Raw genomic sequence first — 19,445 nt, 5'->3', positions numbered from 1 at the left:
TGAAGAAGATTACTCTTCTTCGGCGTAGTCTTCCATCGGAGGACAGGTACAGATCAGATTCCGGTCACCGTATACGTTGTCGACACGGTTCACAGGGGACCAGTACTTGTCCACACGGAAGGCACCTGCAGGGAAGCAAGCCTGTTCGCGTGAATATGGACGATCCCAGTCACCGACCAGATCTTCAACCGTGTGTGGCGCGTTCTTCAGCGGGTTGTTTTCCGCGTCAATCTTGCCTGCTTCAATGTCGCGCACTTCATTGCGGATGTCTTTCATCGCAGTGATAAAGCGGTCGATCTCAGCTTTTGGTTCAGATTCTGTTGGCTCAACCATCAGCGTACCAGCCACAGGCCAGGACATGGTTGGCGCGTGGAAACCGTTGTCGATCAGACGCTTGGCAATGTCATCCACAGTTACATGCGCGCTGTCATCCAGCGGACGTGTATCAAGGATACATTCATGTGCAACACGACCATTCTCGGCGGTGTAAAGGATGTCATAGTCATCCTTCAGGCTTGCCGCGATGTAGTTCGCATTCAGGATCGCAACTTTGGTCGCCTGTGTCAGACCAGCACCGCCCATCAGCAGAACATACGCCCAGGATACCGGCAGGATAGAAGGCGAACCAAATGGCGCCGCAGACACCGGACCAACAGCACCCGCATATTCAGGGTGACCAGGCAGGTGAGCCGTCAGGTGTGCTTTCACACCAATCGGACCCATGCCGGGGCCACCACCACCGTGTGGAATGCAGAAGGTCTTGTGCAGGTTGAGGTGGCTTACGTCACCGCCAACATCGCCCGGACGGGCCAGCCCCACCATCGCGTTCATGTTTGCACCGTCGATGTAAACCTGACCACCGTGATCATGTGTGATCTGGCAGATTTCCTGAACGGTTTCTTCAAACACACCATGGGTGGATGGGTATGTGATCATACAAGCTGCAAGATCGTCGGAATGCTTTTCAGCCTTCGCACGGAAGTCAGCAACATCAATGTTACCTTTGTCATCCGCCTGTACCGGCACAACTTTCCAGCCCACCATCTGCGCGGACGCTGGGTTTGTGCCGTGTGCAGATGTCGGGATCAGACAAACGTTACGATGTGCTTCACCGCGAGACGCGTGATAGCCACGAATGGTCAGAAGACCCGCATATTCACCCTGCGCACCAGAGTTCGGCTGCTGAGAAATCGCATCATAACCGGTGATCTGACACAGTTTGTCGTTCAGATCTGCGATCATCTCGGAATAACCAAGCGCCTGATCAGCCGGCACAAACGGGTGCAGATCGCCGAATTCAGGCCAGGTCACAGGGATCATTTCGATGGTCGCGTTCAGCTTCATTGTGCAGGACCCCAGCGGGATCATCGCACGGTCAAGCGCAAGGTCACGGTCCGCCAGACGACGCATGTAACGTGTGATTTCAGCTTCCGCACGGTTCATGTGGAAGATCGGGTGCGTCAGATATTCGGTCTCACGCAGCATCGCATCCGGCAGGCGGTATTCGCGGTTCGCTTTACTGTCGTCTTTCTTGTCGATGCCAAAGGCACGCCATACGGCCTCGATGGTTTCCGGACGGGTTTGTTCATCCAGAGAAATACCAACGCGATCTTCGCCCACTTTACGCAGGTTCACACCATTGTTGACAGCCGCCTGCATGACAACACCTTGCAGAGAACCAACTTCAACAGTGATCGTGTCAAAGAACACTTCCGGTGCTACGTTAAAGCCTGCTTCTTCCAGACCTTTCGCCAGACGGGATGTCTTGCGGTGCACAGATTGCGCGATCGCTTTAATGCCATCCGGGCCGTGGTACACAGCATACATAGAAGCAATAACAGCCAGCAGTGCCTGAGCGGTACAAACGTTAGAGTTCGCTTTTTCACGACGGATGTGCTGTTCGCGGGTTTGCAGCGCCAGACGCATGGCTTTGTTGCCGCGGCTATCGACGGAAACACCGATGATACGGCCAGGCATGGAGCGCTTCAGCTTGTCAGTGGTCGCCATATAAGCAGCGTGTGGGCCACCGTAACCCATTGGAACGCCGAAACGCTGGGTGGAACCGATGGCAATATCTGCACCCATTTCACCAGGTGATTTCAGCAGCGCGAGCGACAGGATGTCAGCCGCAACAACTGCGATCGCTTTGTGCTCATGCAGGGCTGCGATTTGTGCGGTGAAGTCACGCACGTGGCCGTTGGTACCCGGGTACTGGAAGATCGCACCGAAGTGTGCGCCCGCTTCCATATCCGCAGGATCAGCAACCGTCACGTCAATGCCCAGAGGTTCCGCACGTGTCTTGATCACGGCGATGGTTTGTGGGTGACAGAATTTGTCCACAAAGAACGACGCAGCGTTTGATTTGGATTTGCCCGCGCGTTTCGCCATGGCCATGGCTTCCGCAGCTGCGGTTGCTTCATCCAACAGGGATGCGTTTGCGATTTCAAGACCTGTAAAATCGGACACCATGGTCTGGAAGTTCAACAGAGCTTCAAGGCGACCTTGGGAAATCTCTGGCTGATATGGGGTATAGGCTGTGTACCAGGCCGGGTTTTCCAGGATGTTACGCAGGATCGGCGCAGGTGTGGTTGTGCCGTGGTAGCCTTGACCAATCAGAGAGGTCAGAACTTTGTTTTTCTTGGCGATTTTCTTCATGTGATGGAGCGCGTCACGCTCGGACATCGCATCACCCCAATCAAGCGCCGCTTTCTGGCGGATCGCGGGTGGAACAGTATCGTCGATCAATTCATCAAGGGTTTTATACCCGATGGTTTTCAGCATTTCCGCCATCTCTTGCGGGGCTGGCCCGATGTGGCGACGGTTTGCGAAGTCATAGGCTTCGTAGTCAGTCAGCTTAAATGACATGTTATTTCCCCCTGGGGCAGGCTGCACAGCAAAATCCGGCCAGGGGATCTGGCCGGAAATTTGTTATTTTCAGATTAACCGATGAAGGATTTGTAATCCGCTTCTGACATCAGATCATCCACCTGGGACGTGTCAGACATTTTCACCTTGTAGATCCAGGCGTCAGCTTCAGGGCTGTCATTCAGCGCCGCAGGGTTGCCTTCCAGCAGCTCGTTGGCTTCTACAACGGTGCCGTCTACAGGTGCGTAGATTTCAGATGCCGCTTTAACGGATTCGATCACGCCGATCTCATCGCCTTTTTCGAACTCGTCGTCAGCTTCTTTCTGCTCAACGAATACAACTTCACCCAGCTGCTCGGCAGCGTGTGCAGTAATACCGATGGTGGCGATATCGCCTTCAACGGTGATCCATTCGTGGTCTTCTGAATAATAGGTGGACATTTTACTTATCTCCCGATGTTAACGCTGTCAGCGCTTATAGTTTTGCTGCACAAATGGCAGTTTGACAATCTCTGCGGGCTGAGTTTTCCCGCGGATGACCAGATTTACCTTCTCGCCGGCCTCTCCGTGGCCCTTAGAGACGTAACCCATAGCAACCGGACCGCCGACTGTCGGACCAAAGCTGCCGGATGTGATTGCACCGATGGTGTTGCCTTCGAGGCATTGCACTTCAACGCCAGCACGCGCCGGGGCGCGGCCTTCTGGTTTGATACCAACCAGCAGTTTTGCCGGGCCTTCAGCAAGTTCACGCTGGATGCGTTCCGCACCAGGGAAGCCACCTTCTTCTTTACGACGCTTCTGCATCGCCCAGGTCAGGTTGCCTTCCACAGGCGAGGTTTCGCCGTTGATGTCATTGCCATAGAGACACAGACCGGATTCCAGACGCAGGCTGTCACGGGCACCAAGGCCGGACACATCACAATCGTCATTTTCAAGGAACAGACGTGTCAGACGGATTGCATCGCCTTCAGGAATGGAAATCTCATAGCCGTCTTCACCAGTGTAACCCAGGCGGGACACGCGGCAGGAAACGCCATCAATGTCAGCCACAGTGGTTTCCATGAAGTTCAGTTCCGCAGCAGCCGGGCAATGCGCAGCAACAACAGCTTCTGCTTTCGGGCCCTGAACAGCGATCAGCGCGCGGTCGGTGATTTCGCGCACCTCAATACCTTCAAGGTTTGCGCGCATGTGCGGGATATCCTGGTCACGCATAGACGCGTTCACAACCAGGTAGATAAAGTCACCAGCGTTAGAGACGATCAGATCGTCCATGATGCCACCAGTTTCGTTGGTGAAGAAACCGTAACGGCATTTGCCAGGCTTCAGTGTGGTGAAGGCCTGTGGGCAAAGTGCTTCCAGCTTTTCAGCGGCGCCTTCACCGTGCAGTTCAACCTGCGCCATGTGGGACACGTCAAAAATCGCGGCTTTCTCGCGACATTGGTTGTGTTCACCCATGATGCCCAGTGGATATTGCACAGGCATTTCCCAGCCCGCGAAGTCTACCATTTTTCCGCCAAGTTCGACGTGAAGATCATAAAGCGGTGTGCGGCGTGGCTCAGTCATACTCTGCTTCTCCCTGAATGCGCGGGCCTGACCTGCGCTGTGTTTCCGGCAATTCCCTTATAGGGGAAAAAATTTCCCCATAGGGGATTTTTTCTGATTAGACTCATTTAGAGTGCAAATCAATACCTCTTTCTGTATTGCTGAAAGCCCGACGAAAACGTGAAGACAGGACAAATCTGATATGGCCGAAATGGAAGATATCCAGCCCGCACGCAGTAACGAAGCCGCTGCGGCAGAGATTGCCCAGGACAGCGCAGGCCTTGCGCGCCTTATCCGGGAAACCCGTCGCAACCGGGGCTGGACGCTTGAGGAAACAGCGAAACGCGCGGGAATCGGGCGGTCCACCCTGTCCAAAATTGAAAACGATCAGACCCGCGCAGGCTTTGATATTATACGTCGCCTGACCGAAGCCCTTGATCTGCAGACACCCCAACTTTTTGTGCAAAGCAAATCCCGCGATATCGCCGGGCGGCGCGACATCACCCGCAAAGGCGCTGGCGAGGTCCGCAAGACAGAGACGTATCAACACGAATTGCTCTGCACCGAAATCACATCCAAATCCATGCTGCCCTATCTGTCCCGCATCCGCGCGCGCGACATGTCAGAGTTCGGGGAATGGGTGCGCCACCGGGGCGAAGAATTCATGTATGTTCTGGAAGGCAGCGTGGAACTTCACACCGAACACTACCGCCCCCTGCGCCTCGGCACCGGTGATTCTGTCTATTACGACGCCTCCATGGGGCACTGCTGTATTTCTGTCAGCGAAGAAGACGCGCTCGTGCTTTGGGTGTCTCAAGATACATAATGCAAAACGCCCGGCACAGACCGGGCGTTTCTTTTGGTGCATATGTCAGGCGTTCAGGAGAACCAGCCAGTCACACGGCCCCAGACGGATTTCTCAGCAGGTGCGTCAGCTTCCGCAGCAACAACATCACCGCCGTTGATTTCCGGCAGGGCTTCGCCCTCAAAATGCTCTTCATCCGCCTGGACGACAGCTTTCTCAACCACCGCAGGTGTGAAGATCGCCAGCAGGCCCAGCATTTTGGACAGAGTTTCCGGCCCGGCCATACCATCAACCGCAACACCGCTTTTTGCCTGGAATTCTTCGACAGATTTCTTGGTGACCTGACCAAAATGCCCGTCCGCATCAATGCCCAGACATTCCTGCATGCTTTTCACCATGTCGCCACGGGACCCAACGCGCAGCAGGATCAGTTCCGGCAGGCCGATCTTTGCAAATGTATCCGGACCGGCAATACCATCTGCCGCCAGGCCATTCGCCGCCTGATAGTCTTTCAGGGCTTTTTCTGTGCCGGGGCCAAAAGCACCATCCGCATCCACACCCAGTTTTTCCTGCAGACGTTTGACAGGTGCGCCTTTCAGGCCACGTTTCAGAATAGACATATGTTAACTCTCCCAGATTGTAACTGTGCAGAGATTAACCGGCTTCCCGCGTCCTGTCGAACCAATCCAGGGGGGAAAACGCACAGGTTTCCGTCATGTGCGTAAGCCACGCAACAGAAGCGGCACAAGTGCCATCAGGATCAGTAAACGCGCGATGTGATGCGCCGCAACAAAAGTGCCATCCACCCCCATCTGCGCCGCCAGTGCGATCATCACTTCAAGCCCGCCAGGCGCAAATGAGATAAACAAAGCTTCCGCAGGCAGGCCCAGGATCAGGGCCACCACCGCGCCACCGGCCAAAGCAATCAGCGAGGCCAACACAGTCATCCCGACCCCGGCCAGAAGGGAGGCTTTCAGATCCGCAAAACCCACACCCCTGAAGCGGCTGCCAATCAGCGTGCCAATCACCGCAAACGCGGAAAGGCCAATCCAATCCGGCAAAACACCCGGTGAAATCCCGGAAAGATGTGTCGCGGCAGATACGGCAAACCCCGCCAGAAAAATCGCCGCAGGGACATGGCGTCGCCGCAGGACCCAGGCAAAGGCCGCCCCGGCAAACAGCAGGATCACGATCCAGCCATAGCCCATCGCCAGAACCTCAGAGGTCTGAATATCGCCCTTTGGGATCAGCCCCATCACCGGTGGCACCAGCAATGTCAGCAACATCACACGCAGGGTCTGGATCAGACTGACCCGTGCAACATTCATGCCCTTATCTTCCGCAATCGCGATAGTGTAGCTCAGCAGACCAGGCACTGCGGCGACCGTGGCCTCAGCTTCAGGAAACCGGAAGATGCGCGCAAACAGCAGCGCGTTCAGACGGATCGTCAGATACATGACAATCGCAAGTGCCAGAAAGCTGACAGGCCAGGACATGGCGGCCTTCAGAACCTCAGGCGTTACATCTGCCCCGATCCCAATGCCCAGAAGAAGCATGCAGAAGTCTCGCAGCGCATCAGGAACTTCTGTCTTCATCCCGACAAGTGCCGCAAGTGTCACAACAAAGGCAGGCCCCGTCAGAAACGGCGCAGCAATGCCCAGCGCCTGTGCAACAACGGCGGAAATCCCGCCCAGCATCAGCGTCAGTATTGCGTTACGATATGTCAAAAGCCTGCTCACAGCTGCAACCTGATCCGTCAGGCCAGCAAGGTCAAGCAAGACGCCCCCAAAAGGAGGCGCTCCACCTGCTTAATGCATCGCCAGACTGAAGGGCAGCTCTGCCCGCGCGGCCCGATACCAGGCTCGGATCTGTGCGCGCTCGCTGTCATCCATGGCGGTGATATTTGCCGGTGGCATCGCGTGCGTCACGCCCGCCTGCAAATAAACCTGCTTCGCCGCACGGGCGATATCTGCCGGGGTTTCCAGCAGCAGACCCTTTGGTGCACGATGAATGCCATCCCAGAAAGGTTCGCGCGCGTGGCACATAGAACAACGCCCGGCGACGATGTTTGTTGCATCCTCAAATCCTGCGGCAGAGGCAAACACCTGTTCCGTGGCGGTCAGCGCCCGCGCCTGAGATTCTTCATAAGTGTCCTGGCGCAAAGGCGCTGTGGAAATCCACATGATCAGAATGAAGATCAGCACAGACACAAGCCAGGTCCAGGTCGGGTTGCCTTTGCCCGCGTGGATCGAGTTGAAATAGTGACGGATCGTGACCCCCAGCAGGAAGACAAGCGACGCAATCAACCAGTTATATTCTGTCGCAAAGGCCAGCGGATAATGATTGCTCAGCATCAGGAAGACCACCGGCAGGGTCAGATAGTTGTTATGGGTCGACCGCAGCTTGGCAATCTTGCCGTATTTCGCATCCGGTACCCGGCCTGCTTTCAGATCACCCACGACAATTCGCTGGTTCGGCATAATGATCAGGAACACATTCGCCGTCATAATCGTCGCGGTAAATGCCCCCAGATGCAGCAGCGCCGCACGCCCGGTGAAGACCTGATTATAGCCCCAGGCCATGCCCACAAGGATCACAAACAGCAGCACCATCAGAAGCGTCGGATGATCCCCCAGTTCTGACTTACACAGGAAATCATAAACCAGCCAGCCAATGGTCAGGGAACCAGCGGATATCAGGATCGCCTGGAATTGGGTCAGCTCCATCTTTGACAAATCAATCAGATACAGTTCCGCCCCAGCCCAATAGACAATCATCAAAAGCGCGGCGCCTGACAGCCAGGTCGTATAGCTTTGCCATTTATGCCAGGTCAGATGTTCCGGCAGGCGTTCCGGGGCCACCATATATTTCACCGTGTGGTAAAACCCGCCGCCATGCACTTCCCATTCTTCGCCATGAGCGCCTTCCGGCAGAGCCTCATTGGGCTTCAGCATCAGATCCAGCGCAATGAAGTAAAACGATGCGCCAATCCAGGCCATCGCGGTAATCACATGCAGCCAGCGTACGGCTAAGCCGAGCCAGTCAAATATTATCGCCAGATCCTGCATTGGGTGCGCCCTCCTGTTGGTTGTCTTGTTATGCCACGTCAGGTTTTATCTTGCTATTTGATAAATTTCCCGACAGTTTCAAATTCTGTGATAAAATACAGGCGAGCGCAAAGGAAAACAGACATGTCTTACTTTGAAAACATCCGTACCTTTGTGCGCGTGTATGAACTTGGGTCCATGTCTGCTGCCGCCCGCGATCAGCGCATTTCCCCTGCCGTGGCCTCTTCCAGAATTTCGCAGCTCGAAAATCACCTGAATGTGCGCCTGTTTCAACGCACAACCCGGTCCCTGAATGCCACTGAACAAGGGAAGATCTTCTATGAGGGGGCCCAGCGCATTATTGAGGCCGTGGAAGATGCCGAAGCTGCGATTTCCGATGTCACCAGCAATCCCCGTGGGTCCCTGTATATCGCAGCCCCTCTGGGTGTTGGGCGACGCTATATCGCGCCGCTTCTGCCGGAGTTCACCAAAGAATACCCGCTGATTGACGTGCGCCTGCGCCTGTCTGACCGGCGTATTGATCTGACCCAGGAAGGCCTGGATGTGGCGTTTTTTCTGGGCACACCGGAAGACAGCAACCTGAAGATCCGTAAAATTGCGGATTGTGAACGCCTGCTCTGTGCGTCACCTGAATATATCAAAGCCCGTGGCATGCCGCAGAATGGTGCGGATCTTGTAGCGCAGAAACATGATTGCCTGATTCTGCGCTTCCCTGGTGCGCCGGAATTTCAGTGGCTACTTGAAACCCCGCAAGGCCCAAAGCGCTTTGCCATCACCGGCCCGTTTGAAACCGATGACGGCGATGTACTGACCAACTGGGCGCTGGAAGGTCAGGGGATTGTGCTGAAACCGCATTTTGAAGTGGCGCAACACCTGGCGGAAGGCCGGCTTGTGCCCGTCGCCACAGAAACCCCGCCCCAACCCGTGCAGCTGGCCCTGCTTTACGCCCACCGCCGCCATCAGGACCCAAAATCCCGCCTGTTTATTGATTTCATGGCAGACCGGGTGAAGGCTCTGTTTCAGGGAAGTTCTGACCTGAATTGACCGGGTGGCTCCCGCCAGGGGCACGTATTCAGAGAATACACCCCCTGTTGGGCCGGGCAGGCTGCGCCTGCGGGGGCGCTGCCCCGTCCCTGCGGAACACCCCGGGATATTTGACGAACCAAAATGTGAACAAGGATTTTCCGGGATCCCGGTCAGCCAAAAGACACGCCGGTCACCTCAGCGGACAGCCCCCAGAGCTTTTCACCCGTATCGTCGTCACAACCGACCGGTTTGATCTCTTCGGCCCGGGGCGCGCCGCGGATCCCGAAGCGCGGGCCATAATATTCTCCCGCCTGTGCAGTGGGGCATGTTGCGGCACATAACTGTGGGGCCACCCCGATCGCAACAGGGGATGCCAGAATGCGTGTCAGCCATCCGCCCATGCCGATGCTTTGCTGCCGCTCTGTCCCGCTTAATCCCGGATGCGCACCAAGCGAGATCGCATCTGCCCCGGCGGCTTCAAACCGGCGCTGCAGGGCACGCATGAACAACACATTCGCAAGCTTGCTGGTGCCGTAAGACTTCAGCCGGGAATAAGGCCGCTTGCGCCAGTCCATATCATCAAAACGGATCTCCCCCGCCCGGTAACCGCCGCTGGAAACAGTCACCACCCGTGCCCCGGGCGTGGCACAAAGCAGGCCAAACAGATGCCCCGTCAATGCAAAATGCCCGTAGTGGTTCGTCGCCATATGCATCTCATGGCCATCCGCTGTGTGACGCAGCTCTTCAAGGTTCACGACACCCGCGTTGTTCAGCAGAATATCAAGCCGTGCGTATCCTTCACAAAACTCATCTGCAAACCGCTGTACCGAAGTAAAATCCGTCAGATCCATGGCGATGCAGCGAATCCGGGCATCCGGTACCTCTGCCAGAATGCGCGTGATCGCGGCCTGTCCCGCATCCGGGCGGCGGCAGGCAATGACAACATCAGCCCCATTCCGGCACAGTTCCAGCGCAGACCGAAACCCCAGCCCGACATTCCCACCTGTTACAACTGAAACCCTACCGGTCAGATCAGGCATATCATTCAACCTCCGGTGTTTCATACTTGCCCCATTTAAGTGAATATAATTCTCTTAAATGAGATTTGTCGGAATTTTGTATGGAAGAACAGGCGACACCAGGCTTCAGATCAGTATTCCAATCTTTCGCCCCACGATCAGATATGGCACAAACCCTTATGGAAAAAGAAAAATTCATACGCGCCCGAAAACCTGAACAAAAATCAGTGCGCAAGCAGCAAATTCTTATAGCTGCCCGCCAGGTTGCGCTGCGGGATGGTCCGGACGCGTTGACACTTGCGGGGATCGCGGCCGAAACCGGGATCACCAAATCCGCTTTCTACCGCTATTTCCGCAGCAAAGAAGAGATTCTGGCCTGGCTTCTGATGAGCGAATCCAGAACCATGGCCGAAGACATGCGCGTGGCCCTGGCCGGTTGCCGGGATCTGACAGAGGCAGCCGCCGCCTATGTTGATCTTTGTGTGAAACGTCCGCTGTTCTGCAAGCTTGCCAGTGATATGGGGGCAAATCTTGAACAGAATATCAGCCTAGAAGCCCTGATCGCCATCAAACAGGAATCAGCCCGTCAGCTGGAAGACTGGTGCAATGTCCTGCTGGATCTGAACATCGTCACGGACAAAATGAAAGCGGTGCTGTTCATTCGCACCGCTTATGTCATTCTTGCCGGGCTTTGGCCTATAACCAACCGCAGCGCAATTGTACGCGAGGCATCAGAACAGGCGGGGCTGAACCATTCCTTTATCTCATTCAGGGATGAATTCCACCAGATCCTGACAGGTTACGCCCGGGGCATTGCCTGATCAACTGCCGCGATAGGTTGAACAGCCGTAAGGCGACAGAAGCAGCGGCACGTGATAGTGGCTGTCTTCATTCATACCAAAGCGGATCGGCACCTGATCAAGGAACAGAATGTCCTCGTCCACCTGGCCGGTGGCGCGCAGATAATCGCCCGCAAAAAAGATCAGCTCATAGGTGCCGGTCTTAAACTGGCCTTCCGGCAGGATCGGACTGTCGGTGCGCCCATCTGCATTGGTCACGCTTTCTGCAATCTTTTTGTGAGAATTTCCCGTGACCTTATACAGTTCAATCTTAATGCCGTCTGCCGGGCAGCCCTTTGCCGTATCCAGAACATGTGTGCTTAACCAGCCAGCCATTTTTGCGTCTCCTGCAGTTTTAACCGTTTTGCCTGCATTTTTCCCTTCGGGAAAGTTGCACTCATGGGAAACAGTTTGAGGAAAATTTTGAAGGTGCGAAAGATTATTTTAAGCTAACATCAAATCAACAATCCGCGAATGAGGAAAAATCGTGCAGAATTACCCGCGTGACATGCTTGGCTATGGCGCAAATACCCCCGATCCGAAATGGCCCGGCGGGGCGAAAATTGCTGTGCAATTTGTGGTGAATTATGAAGAAGGCGGGGAAAACTGCGTTCTGCATGGGGATGAGGCATCCGAAGCCTTCCTGTCCGAAATCGTCGGGGCCGCGCAATGGTACGGCCAGCGCCACTGGAACATGGAAAGCATCTATGAATATGGCGCGCGTTCCGGCTTCTGGCGTTTGCACCGTCTGTTCAATGAAATGCAGATCCGTCCAACCGTTTACGGCGTTGCAACGGCCTTGGCCCGTTCCCCCGCACAAGTCGCGGCGATGCTGGCATCCGATTGGGAAATCGCCAGCCACGGGCTGAAGTGGATCGAATATAAAGACGCCAATGTGGAAACCGAACGCGCCGATATGGAAGCCGCGATCAAACTGCATACCGAAGTCACAGGCACCCGCCCCACCGGCTGGTACACGGGCCGCTGTTCCGTCAACACTGTAGACATCGTCACGAGCGAGGGCGGTTTTGATTATATCTCGGACACCTATGACGATGATCTGCCGCACTGGCGCCACCACAATGGCCGCGATCAGCTGATCATTCCCTATACGCTGGATGCAAACGATATGCGTTTCGCCACGCCGCAGGGCTTTAACTGTGGCGATCAGTTCTTCAGCTACCTGCGTGACAGCTTTGATGCGCTGTATCGCGAAGGCGAAGAGGGCAAAGCAAAGATGATGTCGATCGGCATTCACTGCCGCCTGTTGGGTCGCCCTGGCCGGATTGAGGCCCTGCGCGACTTCATTGAATACGCTATGTCCCATGAAGATGTCTGGTTCCCGCGTCGCATCGACATTGCGCGACACTGGCAGGAACATCACCCGGCCCCTGCGCAATGGGCCCGGCCATCGCAAATGTCACGCGAAGCCTTTGTCGCGGCCTATGGCGGCATCTTTGAACACTCCGCCTGGGTTGCCGAAAATGCCCATGATCTTGAAAAAGGCCCGGCGCATGATTGCCTTGAAGGCGTTCACAGCCTGCTGTGTCGTGCCTTCCGTGCCGCGGATCATGACGCCCGCCTTGGGGTTCTGAACGCCCACCCGGACCTGGCTGGCAAGCTCGCCGCCGCCGGTCGCCTGACAGACGAAAGCACATCGGAACAGGCCAGCGCCGGTCTTGATATGCTGACAGATCAGGAACGTGACACCTTCACGCGCCAAAACAGCGAATATGTTGCCAAACACGGCTTCCCTTTCATCATCGCCGTGCGCGACAATGATAAGGCGTCAATCATGGCGGCGTTTGAACGGCGCATCAGCAATGACAGCGCCACAGAATTTGCTGAGGCCTGCAAACAGGTGGAACGCATCGCCTGGTATCGTCTTTCTGATAGCCTGGAGAGCGCGCTATGACCCGCCCCCTTCATACCGAACCCATGACGCGCGACGCTTTCGCGCCTTTCGGTGATCTCATGCAGATCGAAGGCGAACCGGATGTGATGATCAATCAGGGCATGTGTGGCCGGTATCACGACAAGGCACATATTGATTTTGACGGCGGGCGCATGGGTGTCAGCCTGTTTAACGCAACGCCCCGCGCCCTGCCCTACACGTTGGATATGATGGAACGCCACCCGCTGGGCTGTCAGGCTTTTGTGCCGATGACCCAACATGGGTTTCTGGTGATCGTCGCACCCGATGAAGGCGGCAAACCGGGCACGCCCCGCGCGTTTCTGACCGAAGCGGGACAGGCTATCAATTTTCACCGCAACACCTGGCACGGAGTTCTGACACCTCTGCACGCGCCGGGCCTGTTTGCGGTCATCGACCGGATCGCCACGGAAGGTGATGCGGCTGATAACCTGGAAGAACACTGGTTTGACACGACCTGGACAGTCGCCAAACCAGAATAAGAGCCGTTTCAACGGCCTTACAAAAAGGGTCTGCAAGGACCACCGAGGGACAGTCAAACGGGAGGAGAAACCAATGACTGATATGACAACGGACGCCATGCGCGATCCGAACAACACACCACCGCTGGCAACAGCGATACCACTTGGCCTGCAACACGTGCTGGCCATGTTTGCATCCAACGTCACCCCATCCATCATCGTCGCAGGGGCTGCGGGCCTTGCATTTGGTGGCGCGGAACAGGTTTACCTGATCCAGATGGCCATGCTGTTTGCAGGCATCGCGACCCTGTTTCAGACCGTGGGCGTTGGCCCCATTGGCGCACGCCTGCCCATCATGCAGGGCACAAGCTTTGCCTTCGTTGGCGTGCTGGCCGGTATCGCTGCAACACAGGGTCTGGGCGTCGCGCTGACAGCCTGTCTGATCGGTGGCATCATCCATTTTGCGCTGGGGTCTGTCATTCAGCACCTGCGTTTTCTGTTCCCACCTCTGGTCACCGGCCTCGTCATTCTGGCGATTGGTCTGTACCTGATCCCTGTGGCGATCAAATACGCCGCCGGTGGTGCTGCCCCCTTCCAGATGGAAGCCGAAAGCTTTGGTTCCCTGAAACACTGGTCTGTTGCCTTAACAGTGGTTGTTGTCGCGCTTGGCCTGAAATTCTGGACCAAAGGCACAATTTCCAACGCCGCAATCCTGATCGGCATGATCGTATCTTACATCCTGGCCTATATGCTGGGCATGGTCAGCTTTGACAAAGTCGCGGGTGCCGACTGGATCACTTCCATCCACGTCATGCCGTACGGGTTTGAATTCAACCTTGGCGCAGTTGTTGCTGTCACCCTGATCTCCGTCGTTTCCGCAATCGAAACCGTGGGCGATGCCTCTGCCACCACCAAAGCCGGTGCAGGACGCGATGCAACCGACGAGGAAATCGCAGGCGCGACCTATGCCGATGGTCTGGGCACGGCTGTGGCTTCTGTCTTTGGTGGTCTGCCAAACACATCCTTCAGCCAGAACGTTGGCATCGTTGGCATGACCGGCGTTATGAGCCGCCATGTTGTGACCATCGGCGCGATCTTCCTGATCATCTGTGGTCTGCTGCCCAAAATCGGCGCTGTCATCGCATCCATGCCTCTGCCGGTTCTCGGCGGTGGTGTGATCGTGATGTTCGGCATGGTGGCATCCGCCGGTCTGAATGTTCTGACCGAAGTCAACATGAACCGCCGCAATATGATCATCATCGCGATTTCACTTGCTGCCGGTCTGGGCCTGAACCTTGTGCCAACTGCAGTGCAGTATCTGCCAGGCGTTCTTAAGGTTCTGGCAACCTCTGCCGTTGCGCCAACCGCGCTGATGGCTGTGGTTCTGAACCTGGTGCTGCCAGACGAGATCGACTGATCAACCTCCATATCCAAGCAAACGCCCCGGCCATCTGACCGGGGCGTTTTTGTATCTAGCCTTCAAAGAAAGCCGGATGAAACGTGACCTCGCCACCTGGCGCGTCGCCTTGGAAAGTCAGCACCTGAAGGTAAGGGCTGGCTTCGCCATCCATAAGCAGGCCGTTTTGAACGTCAAAACCAAACCGTGCATAATAGGCGGGATTGCCCAGCAGCACACAGCCCAGCGCGCCCATTTCCTTTAAGCGTGCAAGCCCGTCCCGGATCAGCTTTGATCCGATGCCCGTCCCATGCTGATCCGGCGCGACAGCCACAGGGCCAAGGCAGAACCAACCCTTGCCAGTGTCTCCGATGATCACGGGCGAAAAACTGACGTGACCAAGAATCGCGCCCGCCTCATCCGCGACCAAGGACACCGCCAGCGCGCCAGCGTCTCGCAACAGCCCTGTGATCTTTGAATCATGAGGACTGCCATACGAGACCGTCGCGAATGCGGCTTCGCAAACGCGATCCATCGAGGCAAAATCTGCGGGTTTTTCATCACGTATCTTCATTTCGTTCTCTCCTGTCATATCCGGTTATCCATCCGCGACCGCACGGATCGCCGCCCTTTGCCGGAAATCCGGTACGGGCTGGAATTGCGAGATTCAATCAATCGTTTTCGTTTCAGTTTCTGCAGGATCGCCAGCGTCATATCGCTGTATATCATGCCATTATGCGTAAAGCAGTCCGCTTCCGTCACGCGCCCGTCTGACGCCCGTTCAAAGCGGATATGCCCGCCTTGTGCCAGCACGTGCAACACGCGCTGTTCCTGTTTTGAGATATTCATCGTAAGCCTGTATTCAGAACACAGAAAAACCCTCCGGTCCCGCCAGATGGTCTGTCTCAGGACTCCCTCAGGGAAGTCAGTTCTGTGTTACAAGCTCGCGCATCGACAATTCCTGTCATGTTCAGGTCACGTAAAACAAGCACAAGCCCCGGCAGAACACAAGCCAGAAGGCCCGCATGGCACCAGACGCCTGTATTGTCGCCCCCCCCCGCAGCTGCGCAACAAAAAAACCGCCACCTGTTTCAGGCGACGGTAAGTGAGTCGGCCCTGCCAAAACAGTTCGTGACGGTTCCCGACAGAGAATTCCACAAAGCTGGCGGGACTGGCAGGTCCGACTTGCGTCAGTCAGCATGGCATTGCCACACCGACTGACAAGTCTGAACGATACCGCCGCACTGGGGGGGGTGACAGGATCGTTCAGAACGACATTGCATCTCTGCAAATATTTGGCGCACCCGAGGAGAAGATAGGTGCGCCCCCGAAACTGCAAATGCTGTTCTTCAGAACTGGCGACTGGATGGAGATAATATGCCTGATCGTGAAAACATCTTTGCGTCCGGGATACCGAACCCGCGCAGCAGGTTATTTACGCAATTTTACAACAGTGCGTGCTGCGTCCTCTTTCTGTGCGGGCAAATTTTTGGAACGCACAACATCTTTTCCAACCGAAGCAAACAACCGTTTGCTGTCACTGGATTGCAGCTTACCTGGCCCTCTGTTTGAGAAGGAAAAGCTTAGCTGTTGCTGTACAGATTTCGCGGATTGATCCGGGAATGAAAGGGATTTTTGGGCGTTGTAAATACAAGCACTTGCCTGACCTGCCATCAATGTTGTTGCCAGGGCTATGACAAGGGCCTTGATGCCTGCTTTCTTATATATTTCGCATTTCATCTCTGATCTCCCTTTCTGATGTTTCATTTCCTGACACCAGAAAGCACGAAACCAGCTGAATAAAAAATGCCTATTACTGCACCAGATTTCAAAAAATTCGGCCGCATAAAATGACACATCGTGACGCCGCGCACAAAATATGTTTCTGCTTTAAAAAATCTGTTTCACCCCTCGCAGATTGTGTTCCTCACCCCTTATTGGTTGTCGCATAAGATCTGTCCGACTCCTCTTCAACCAGATTTCGTCCCGCTCACAAGTAATCCGCAGGAATATCCAGCGTCATATATTCCCCATTGCCCAGTTCGCTGTCGACAGGCAGCCCCAGCCCATCCCGGATCGCCCAGAGCACGGCGCAATGCGCAACGATCAGAGGAGCATGTTGTTTCTGAATGATCTCTTCAAATGCATGGCGCACCCGGGCAGAAAACCCAATCCAGCTTTCCGCACCCTCAGGTGTTTCCCCGGCGATCCAACGCGCGTACATCCCGGGATCATCCTCAGGCAGGCCTTCCCAGGATCCCATACAGACTTCCTTCAACCCACCATGAAATGCCACAGTTAATCCTGTCGCGACGGAAACAGCTTCCGCAGTCTGGCGCGCGCGTATCAGAGGGCTGGCGACAATTGAACGGATCTCTGCAAGGCGAGAGGACTGCGCCGCCTGTTCCGCCTGTACAAGACCTTTTGCATTGAGAGGCATATCCATCTGCCCGACACAGAGATTTTGTAAATTCCCGTCGGTCTGACCATGCCGCAGATACAGAACATTCATGTCACCGCCCCCAAATTTCTTTCAAAGAAATTTACCCGGCGTTTTTGAAAAACGCCGGGACCCTGCAAAACTTTAAACTTCGCCGCACAGGTTGTGTAAAGCTTTTAAAGTTTCAGCTTTGGATGACGGTTCACATCTTTATACAGCAAATAGCGGAAACGCCCCGGCCCGGCAGCAACACAGGCCTGCGGGCAGAAAGCGCGCAGCCACATGTAATCGCCAGCCTCAACCTCGACCCAGTCATCATTCAGCCGATAAACCGCTTTGCCTTCCAGCACATAAAGCCCGTGTTCCATCACATGGGTTTCGGCAAAAGGAATGCTCCCACCTGGTTCAAAATTCACAATCGTTACATGCATGTCGTGACGCAGATCTGCGGGATCAACAAAGCGCGTGGTCGACCAGGCGCCATTTGTATCAGGCATGACATTTGGAACCATGTCGCTTTCATTTGAAACAAAGCTCTCCGGCACAGAAACGCCCTGCGCCACTTCATAGGCTTTCCGGATCCAGTGGAAGGTCGCGTTCGCGGAGGTGGTGTTCGTCACAGCCCAATCCGCCCCTGGCGCAAGGAACGCATAACCGCCCTCGCTCAGAACATGGGCCTGCCCTTCGATCGTCAGATCAATCTGGCCCGCAACAACAAACAGCACGCCCTCAGCCTCAGCATCAGGTTCAGGCGTGTCACTGCCACCGCCCGGCGCCACCTCCATAATGTAATGCGAAAAGGTTTCAGCAAAGCCAGACAAAGGCCGTGCGATGATCCAGGCCCGCGTGTCGGTCCAATGCGGAAAAACTGACGTCACAATATCGCGCATCACCCCTTTGGGGATCACAGCATAAGCCGTTTTAAACACGGCGCGATCGGTCATAACCTCTGTCTGTCCCGGATGCCCGCCAGTGGGTGCGAAATAATTGCCTGACATGGTTTTCCCTCTCTTTCGGTTCCCCCTAACATAAGCAAAAGGCCGGAGGATTTCCCGCCCGGCCTTTCAGAAAGAATTACTTGAATTCTTTGATAATCAGATCATGTCTGCGATGATTTTCTCAAGCTTCTCGCTGTCGCGGGCAAATCCACGGATGCCTTCAGCAAGCTTTTCAGTCGCCATCGCGTCTTCATTCATATCCCAGCGGAACGCAGCCTCAGTCAAAGCGGCGGGACGGTCAGCCGTTGCACCTTTATCTTCCAGCATACGGGGCAGCGCGCCATCATCAGCGGCCAGTTCGTCCAGCAGCGCCGGGCTGATTGTCAGACGGTCACAGCCAGCAAGGGATTTGATTTCGCCGGTATTACGGAAGCTCGCACCCATCACAACGGTTGGATAACCATGGGTCTTGAACCAGTTGTAAATGCCGGTCACAGACACAACACCCGGATCGGTTTCGGCAGTATATTCAGTGCCCGGGTTGGCCTTTTTGAACCAGTCCAGGATACGGCCCACGAAAGGAGAAATCAGGAAAGCACCGGCTTCGGCACAGGCACGGGCCTGAGCAAAGCCAAAGATCAGCGTCAGGTTACAGTTGATGCCTTCTTTTTCCAGAACTTCCGCCGCACGAATACCCTCCCAGGTGGCGGCGATCTTGATCAGCAGACGGGATTTATCAACGCCAACCGCATCAAACAGCGCCACAATGCGGCGTGCTTTGGCGATGGTCGCGGTTGTGTCATAAGACAGGCGCGCGTCAACTTCGATGGACACGCGGCCCGGAACCAGCGCTGTGATCTGCTGACCAAAGCCAACGGCGATCTGATCAATCGCATCTTCAACAACCTGTGCGTCAGTCTTACCCGCACGATCCACGCGCCCAATCGCCGCCTGCACCAGATCCGCATATTCCGGCATGGTTGCCGCTTTCAGGATCAGGGAAGGGTTGGTGGTTGCGTCAATCGGGTTGAGGCGTTCAATCGCGGCAATATCGCCGGTATCGGCAACAACGGTGGTCATAGAGCGAAGCTGTTCAAGCGCAGATGACATGATG

General features: G+C 55.4%; 20 protein-coding genes. 6 read left to right on the top strand and 14 right to left on the bottom strand.

The window, feature by feature from the left end:
* Nucleotides 1–9 precede the first annotated feature (9 nt).
* From gcvP to gcvT, 3 genes are all read right to left on the bottom strand, one after another.
* Nucleotides 10–2,865, bottom strand: coding sequence for an aminomethyl-transferring glycine dehydrogenase (gene gcvP, locus H1D41_RS13705; RefSeq protein ID WP_228849440.1), 2,856 nt, complete (start codon nt 2,863–2,865; stop codon nt 10–12).
* Nucleotides 2,866–2,939: 74 nt separating this feature from the next.
* Nucleotides 2,940–3,305 carry a glycine cleavage system protein GcvH gene (gene gcvH / locus H1D41_RS13700; protein ID WP_228849439.1) on the bottom strand — a complete coding sequence of 122 codons (366 nt, stop codon included), beginning with the start codon at nt 3,303–3,305 and terminating at the stop codon, nt 2,940–2,942.
* A 27-nt stretch (nt 3,306–3,332) separates the two neighbouring features.
* Nucleotides 3,333–4,427 (bottom strand): glycine cleavage system aminomethyltransferase GcvT, encoded by a 1,095-nt coding sequence (gene gcvT, locus H1D41_RS13695; RefSeq protein ID WP_228849438.1) that lies wholly within the window; start codon nt 4,425–4,427, stop codon nt 3,333–3,335.
* Between the two features lie 190 nt (nt 4,428–4,617).
* Between gcvT and H1D41_RS13690 the strand changes: the two genes are divergently transcribed.
* Entirely contained in the window at nt 4,618–5,232 is a 615-nt protein-coding gene (locus H1D41_RS13690) for a helix-turn-helix domain-containing protein (protein WP_228849459.1), read from the top strand.
* Between the two features lie 53 nt (nt 5,233–5,285).
* Here H1D41_RS13690 and H1D41_RS13685 read toward each other — a convergent pair whose 3' ends face one another.
* The 3 genes from H1D41_RS13685 to H1D41_RS13675 all read right to left on the bottom strand — a co-directional run bounded on the left by H1D41_RS13685 (nt 5,286) and on the right by H1D41_RS13675 (nt 8,279).
* Entirely contained in the window at nt 5,286–5,831 is a 546-nt protein-coding gene (locus H1D41_RS13685) for a peptidoglycan-binding domain-containing protein (protein ID WP_228849437.1), read from the bottom strand.
* 93 nt (nt 5,832–5,924) lie between these two features.
* Nucleotides 5,925–6,989 carry an AbrB family transcriptional regulator gene (locus H1D41_RS13680; protein ID WP_228849436.1) on the bottom strand — a complete coding sequence of 355 codons (1,065 nt, stop codon included), beginning with the start codon at nt 6,987–6,989 and terminating at the stop codon, nt 5,925–5,927.
* A 30-nt stretch (nt 6,990–7,019) separates the two neighbouring features.
* Complete coding sequence (locus tag H1D41_RS13675) at nt 7,020–8,279, bottom strand: urate hydroxylase PuuD (protein ID WP_228849435.1); 1,260 nt, start codon at nt 8,277–8,279, stop codon at nt 7,020–7,022.
* A 123-nt stretch (nt 8,280–8,402) separates the two neighbouring features.
* Here H1D41_RS13675 and H1D41_RS13670 point away from each other — a divergent pair, with 123 nt between their 5' ends.
* The gene (locus H1D41_RS13670) at nt 8,403–9,323 is read left to right on the top strand and encodes a LysR family transcriptional regulator (protein ID WP_228849434.1); all 921 of its coding nucleotides are present in this window, start codon (nt 8,403–8,405) and stop codon (nt 9,321–9,323) included.
* A gap of 152 nt (nt 9,324–9,475) precedes the next feature.
* On the opposite strand, the gene H1D41_RS13665 is transcribed toward H1D41_RS13670, so the two are convergent.
* The gene (locus H1D41_RS13665) at nt 9,476–10,345 is read right to left on the bottom strand and encodes an oxidoreductase (protein WP_228849433.1); all 870 of its coding nucleotides are present in this window, start codon (nt 10,343–10,345) and stop codon (nt 9,476–9,478) included.
* Nucleotides 10,346–10,503: 158 nt separating this feature from the next.
* On the opposite strand from H1D41_RS13665, the gene H1D41_RS13660 reads away from it, so the two are divergent.
* Nucleotides 10,504–11,145 (top strand): TetR family transcriptional regulator, encoded by a 642-nt coding sequence (locus H1D41_RS13660; protein ID WP_228849432.1) that lies wholly within the window; start codon nt 10,504–10,506, stop codon nt 11,143–11,145.
* Here H1D41_RS13660 and uraH read toward each other — a convergent pair whose 3' ends face one another.
* Complete coding sequence (gene uraH, locus H1D41_RS13655) at nt 11,146–11,499, bottom strand: hydroxyisourate hydrolase (protein WP_228849431.1); 354 nt, start codon at nt 11,497–11,499, stop codon at nt 11,146–11,148.
* A gap of 151 nt (nt 11,500–11,650) precedes the next feature.
* On the opposite strand from uraH, the gene puuE reads away from it, so the two are divergent.
* The 3 genes from puuE to H1D41_RS13640 all read left to right on the top strand — a co-directional run bounded on the left by puuE (nt 11,651) and on the right by H1D41_RS13640 (nt 14,974).
* Nucleotides 11,651–13,078, top strand: coding sequence for an allantoinase PuuE (gene puuE / locus H1D41_RS13650; protein WP_228849430.1), 1,428 nt, complete (start codon nt 11,651–11,653; stop codon nt 13,076–13,078).
* Complete coding sequence (locus H1D41_RS13645; protein ID WP_228849429.1) at nt 13,075–13,578, top strand: ureidoglycolate lyase; 504 nt, start codon at nt 13,075–13,077, stop codon at nt 13,576–13,578. Before puuE ends, H1D41_RS13645 begins: the two co-directional genes overlap by 4 nt.
* A gap of 73 nt (nt 13,579–13,651) precedes the next feature.
* Complete coding sequence (locus H1D41_RS13640; RefSeq protein ID WP_228849428.1) at nt 13,652–14,974, top strand: uracil-xanthine permease family protein; 1,323 nt, start codon at nt 13,652–13,654, stop codon at nt 14,972–14,974.
* A gap of 55 nt (nt 14,975–15,029) precedes the next feature.
* Here the strand turns inward: H1D41_RS13640 and H1D41_RS13635 are convergent, their stop codons facing one another.
* The 6 genes from H1D41_RS13635 to tal all read right to left on the bottom strand — a co-directional run bounded on the left by H1D41_RS13635 (nt 15,030) and on the right by tal (nt 19,441).
* On the bottom strand, nt 15,030–15,527 hold the full coding sequence (locus tag H1D41_RS13635) for a GNAT family N-acetyltransferase (RefSeq protein ID WP_228849427.1): 498 nt from the start codon (nt 15,525–15,527) through the stop codon (nt 15,030–15,032).
* A 14-nt stretch (nt 15,528–15,541) separates the two neighbouring features.
* A complete protein-coding gene (locus H1D41_RS13630) occupies nt 15,542–15,802 on the bottom strand; it encodes a YjhX family toxin (RefSeq protein WP_228849426.1) in 261 nt (86 codons plus the stop codon).
* A gap of 582 nt (nt 15,803–16,384) precedes the next feature.
* Nucleotides 16,385–16,720 carry a hypothetical protein gene (locus tag H1D41_RS13625; RefSeq protein ID WP_228849425.1) on the bottom strand — a complete coding sequence of 112 codons (336 nt, stop codon included), beginning with the start codon at nt 16,718–16,720 and terminating at the stop codon, nt 16,385–16,387.
* Nucleotides 16,721–16,943: 223 nt separating this feature from the next.
* A complete protein-coding gene (locus tag H1D41_RS13620) occupies nt 16,944–17,465 on the bottom strand; it encodes a histidine phosphatase family protein (RefSeq protein WP_228849424.1) in 522 nt (173 codons plus the stop codon).
* A 104-nt stretch (nt 17,466–17,569) separates the two neighbouring features.
* Nucleotides 17,570–18,391, bottom strand: coding sequence for a bifunctional allantoicase/(S)-ureidoglycine aminohydrolase (locus H1D41_RS13615; RefSeq protein WP_228849423.1), 822 nt, complete (start codon nt 18,389–18,391; stop codon nt 17,570–17,572).
* Between the two features lie 96 nt (nt 18,392–18,487).
* Nucleotides 18,488–19,441: a transaldolase gene (gene tal / locus H1D41_RS13610; protein WP_228849422.1), complete on the bottom strand. Its 954-nt coding sequence runs from the start codon at nt 19,439–19,441 to the stop codon at nt 18,488–18,490.
* Nucleotides 19,442–19,445 lie beyond the last annotated feature (4 nt).

The organism is Halocynthiibacter styelae, assembly GCF_016123485.1.
Lineage (GTDB): Bacteria > Pseudomonadota > Alphaproteobacteria > Rhodobacterales > Rhodobacteraceae > Halocynthiibacter > Halocynthiibacter styelae.
The sequence above is the reverse complement of the archived record's forward strand: the minus strand, read 5'-3'. Positions and strand labels throughout refer to the sequence as shown.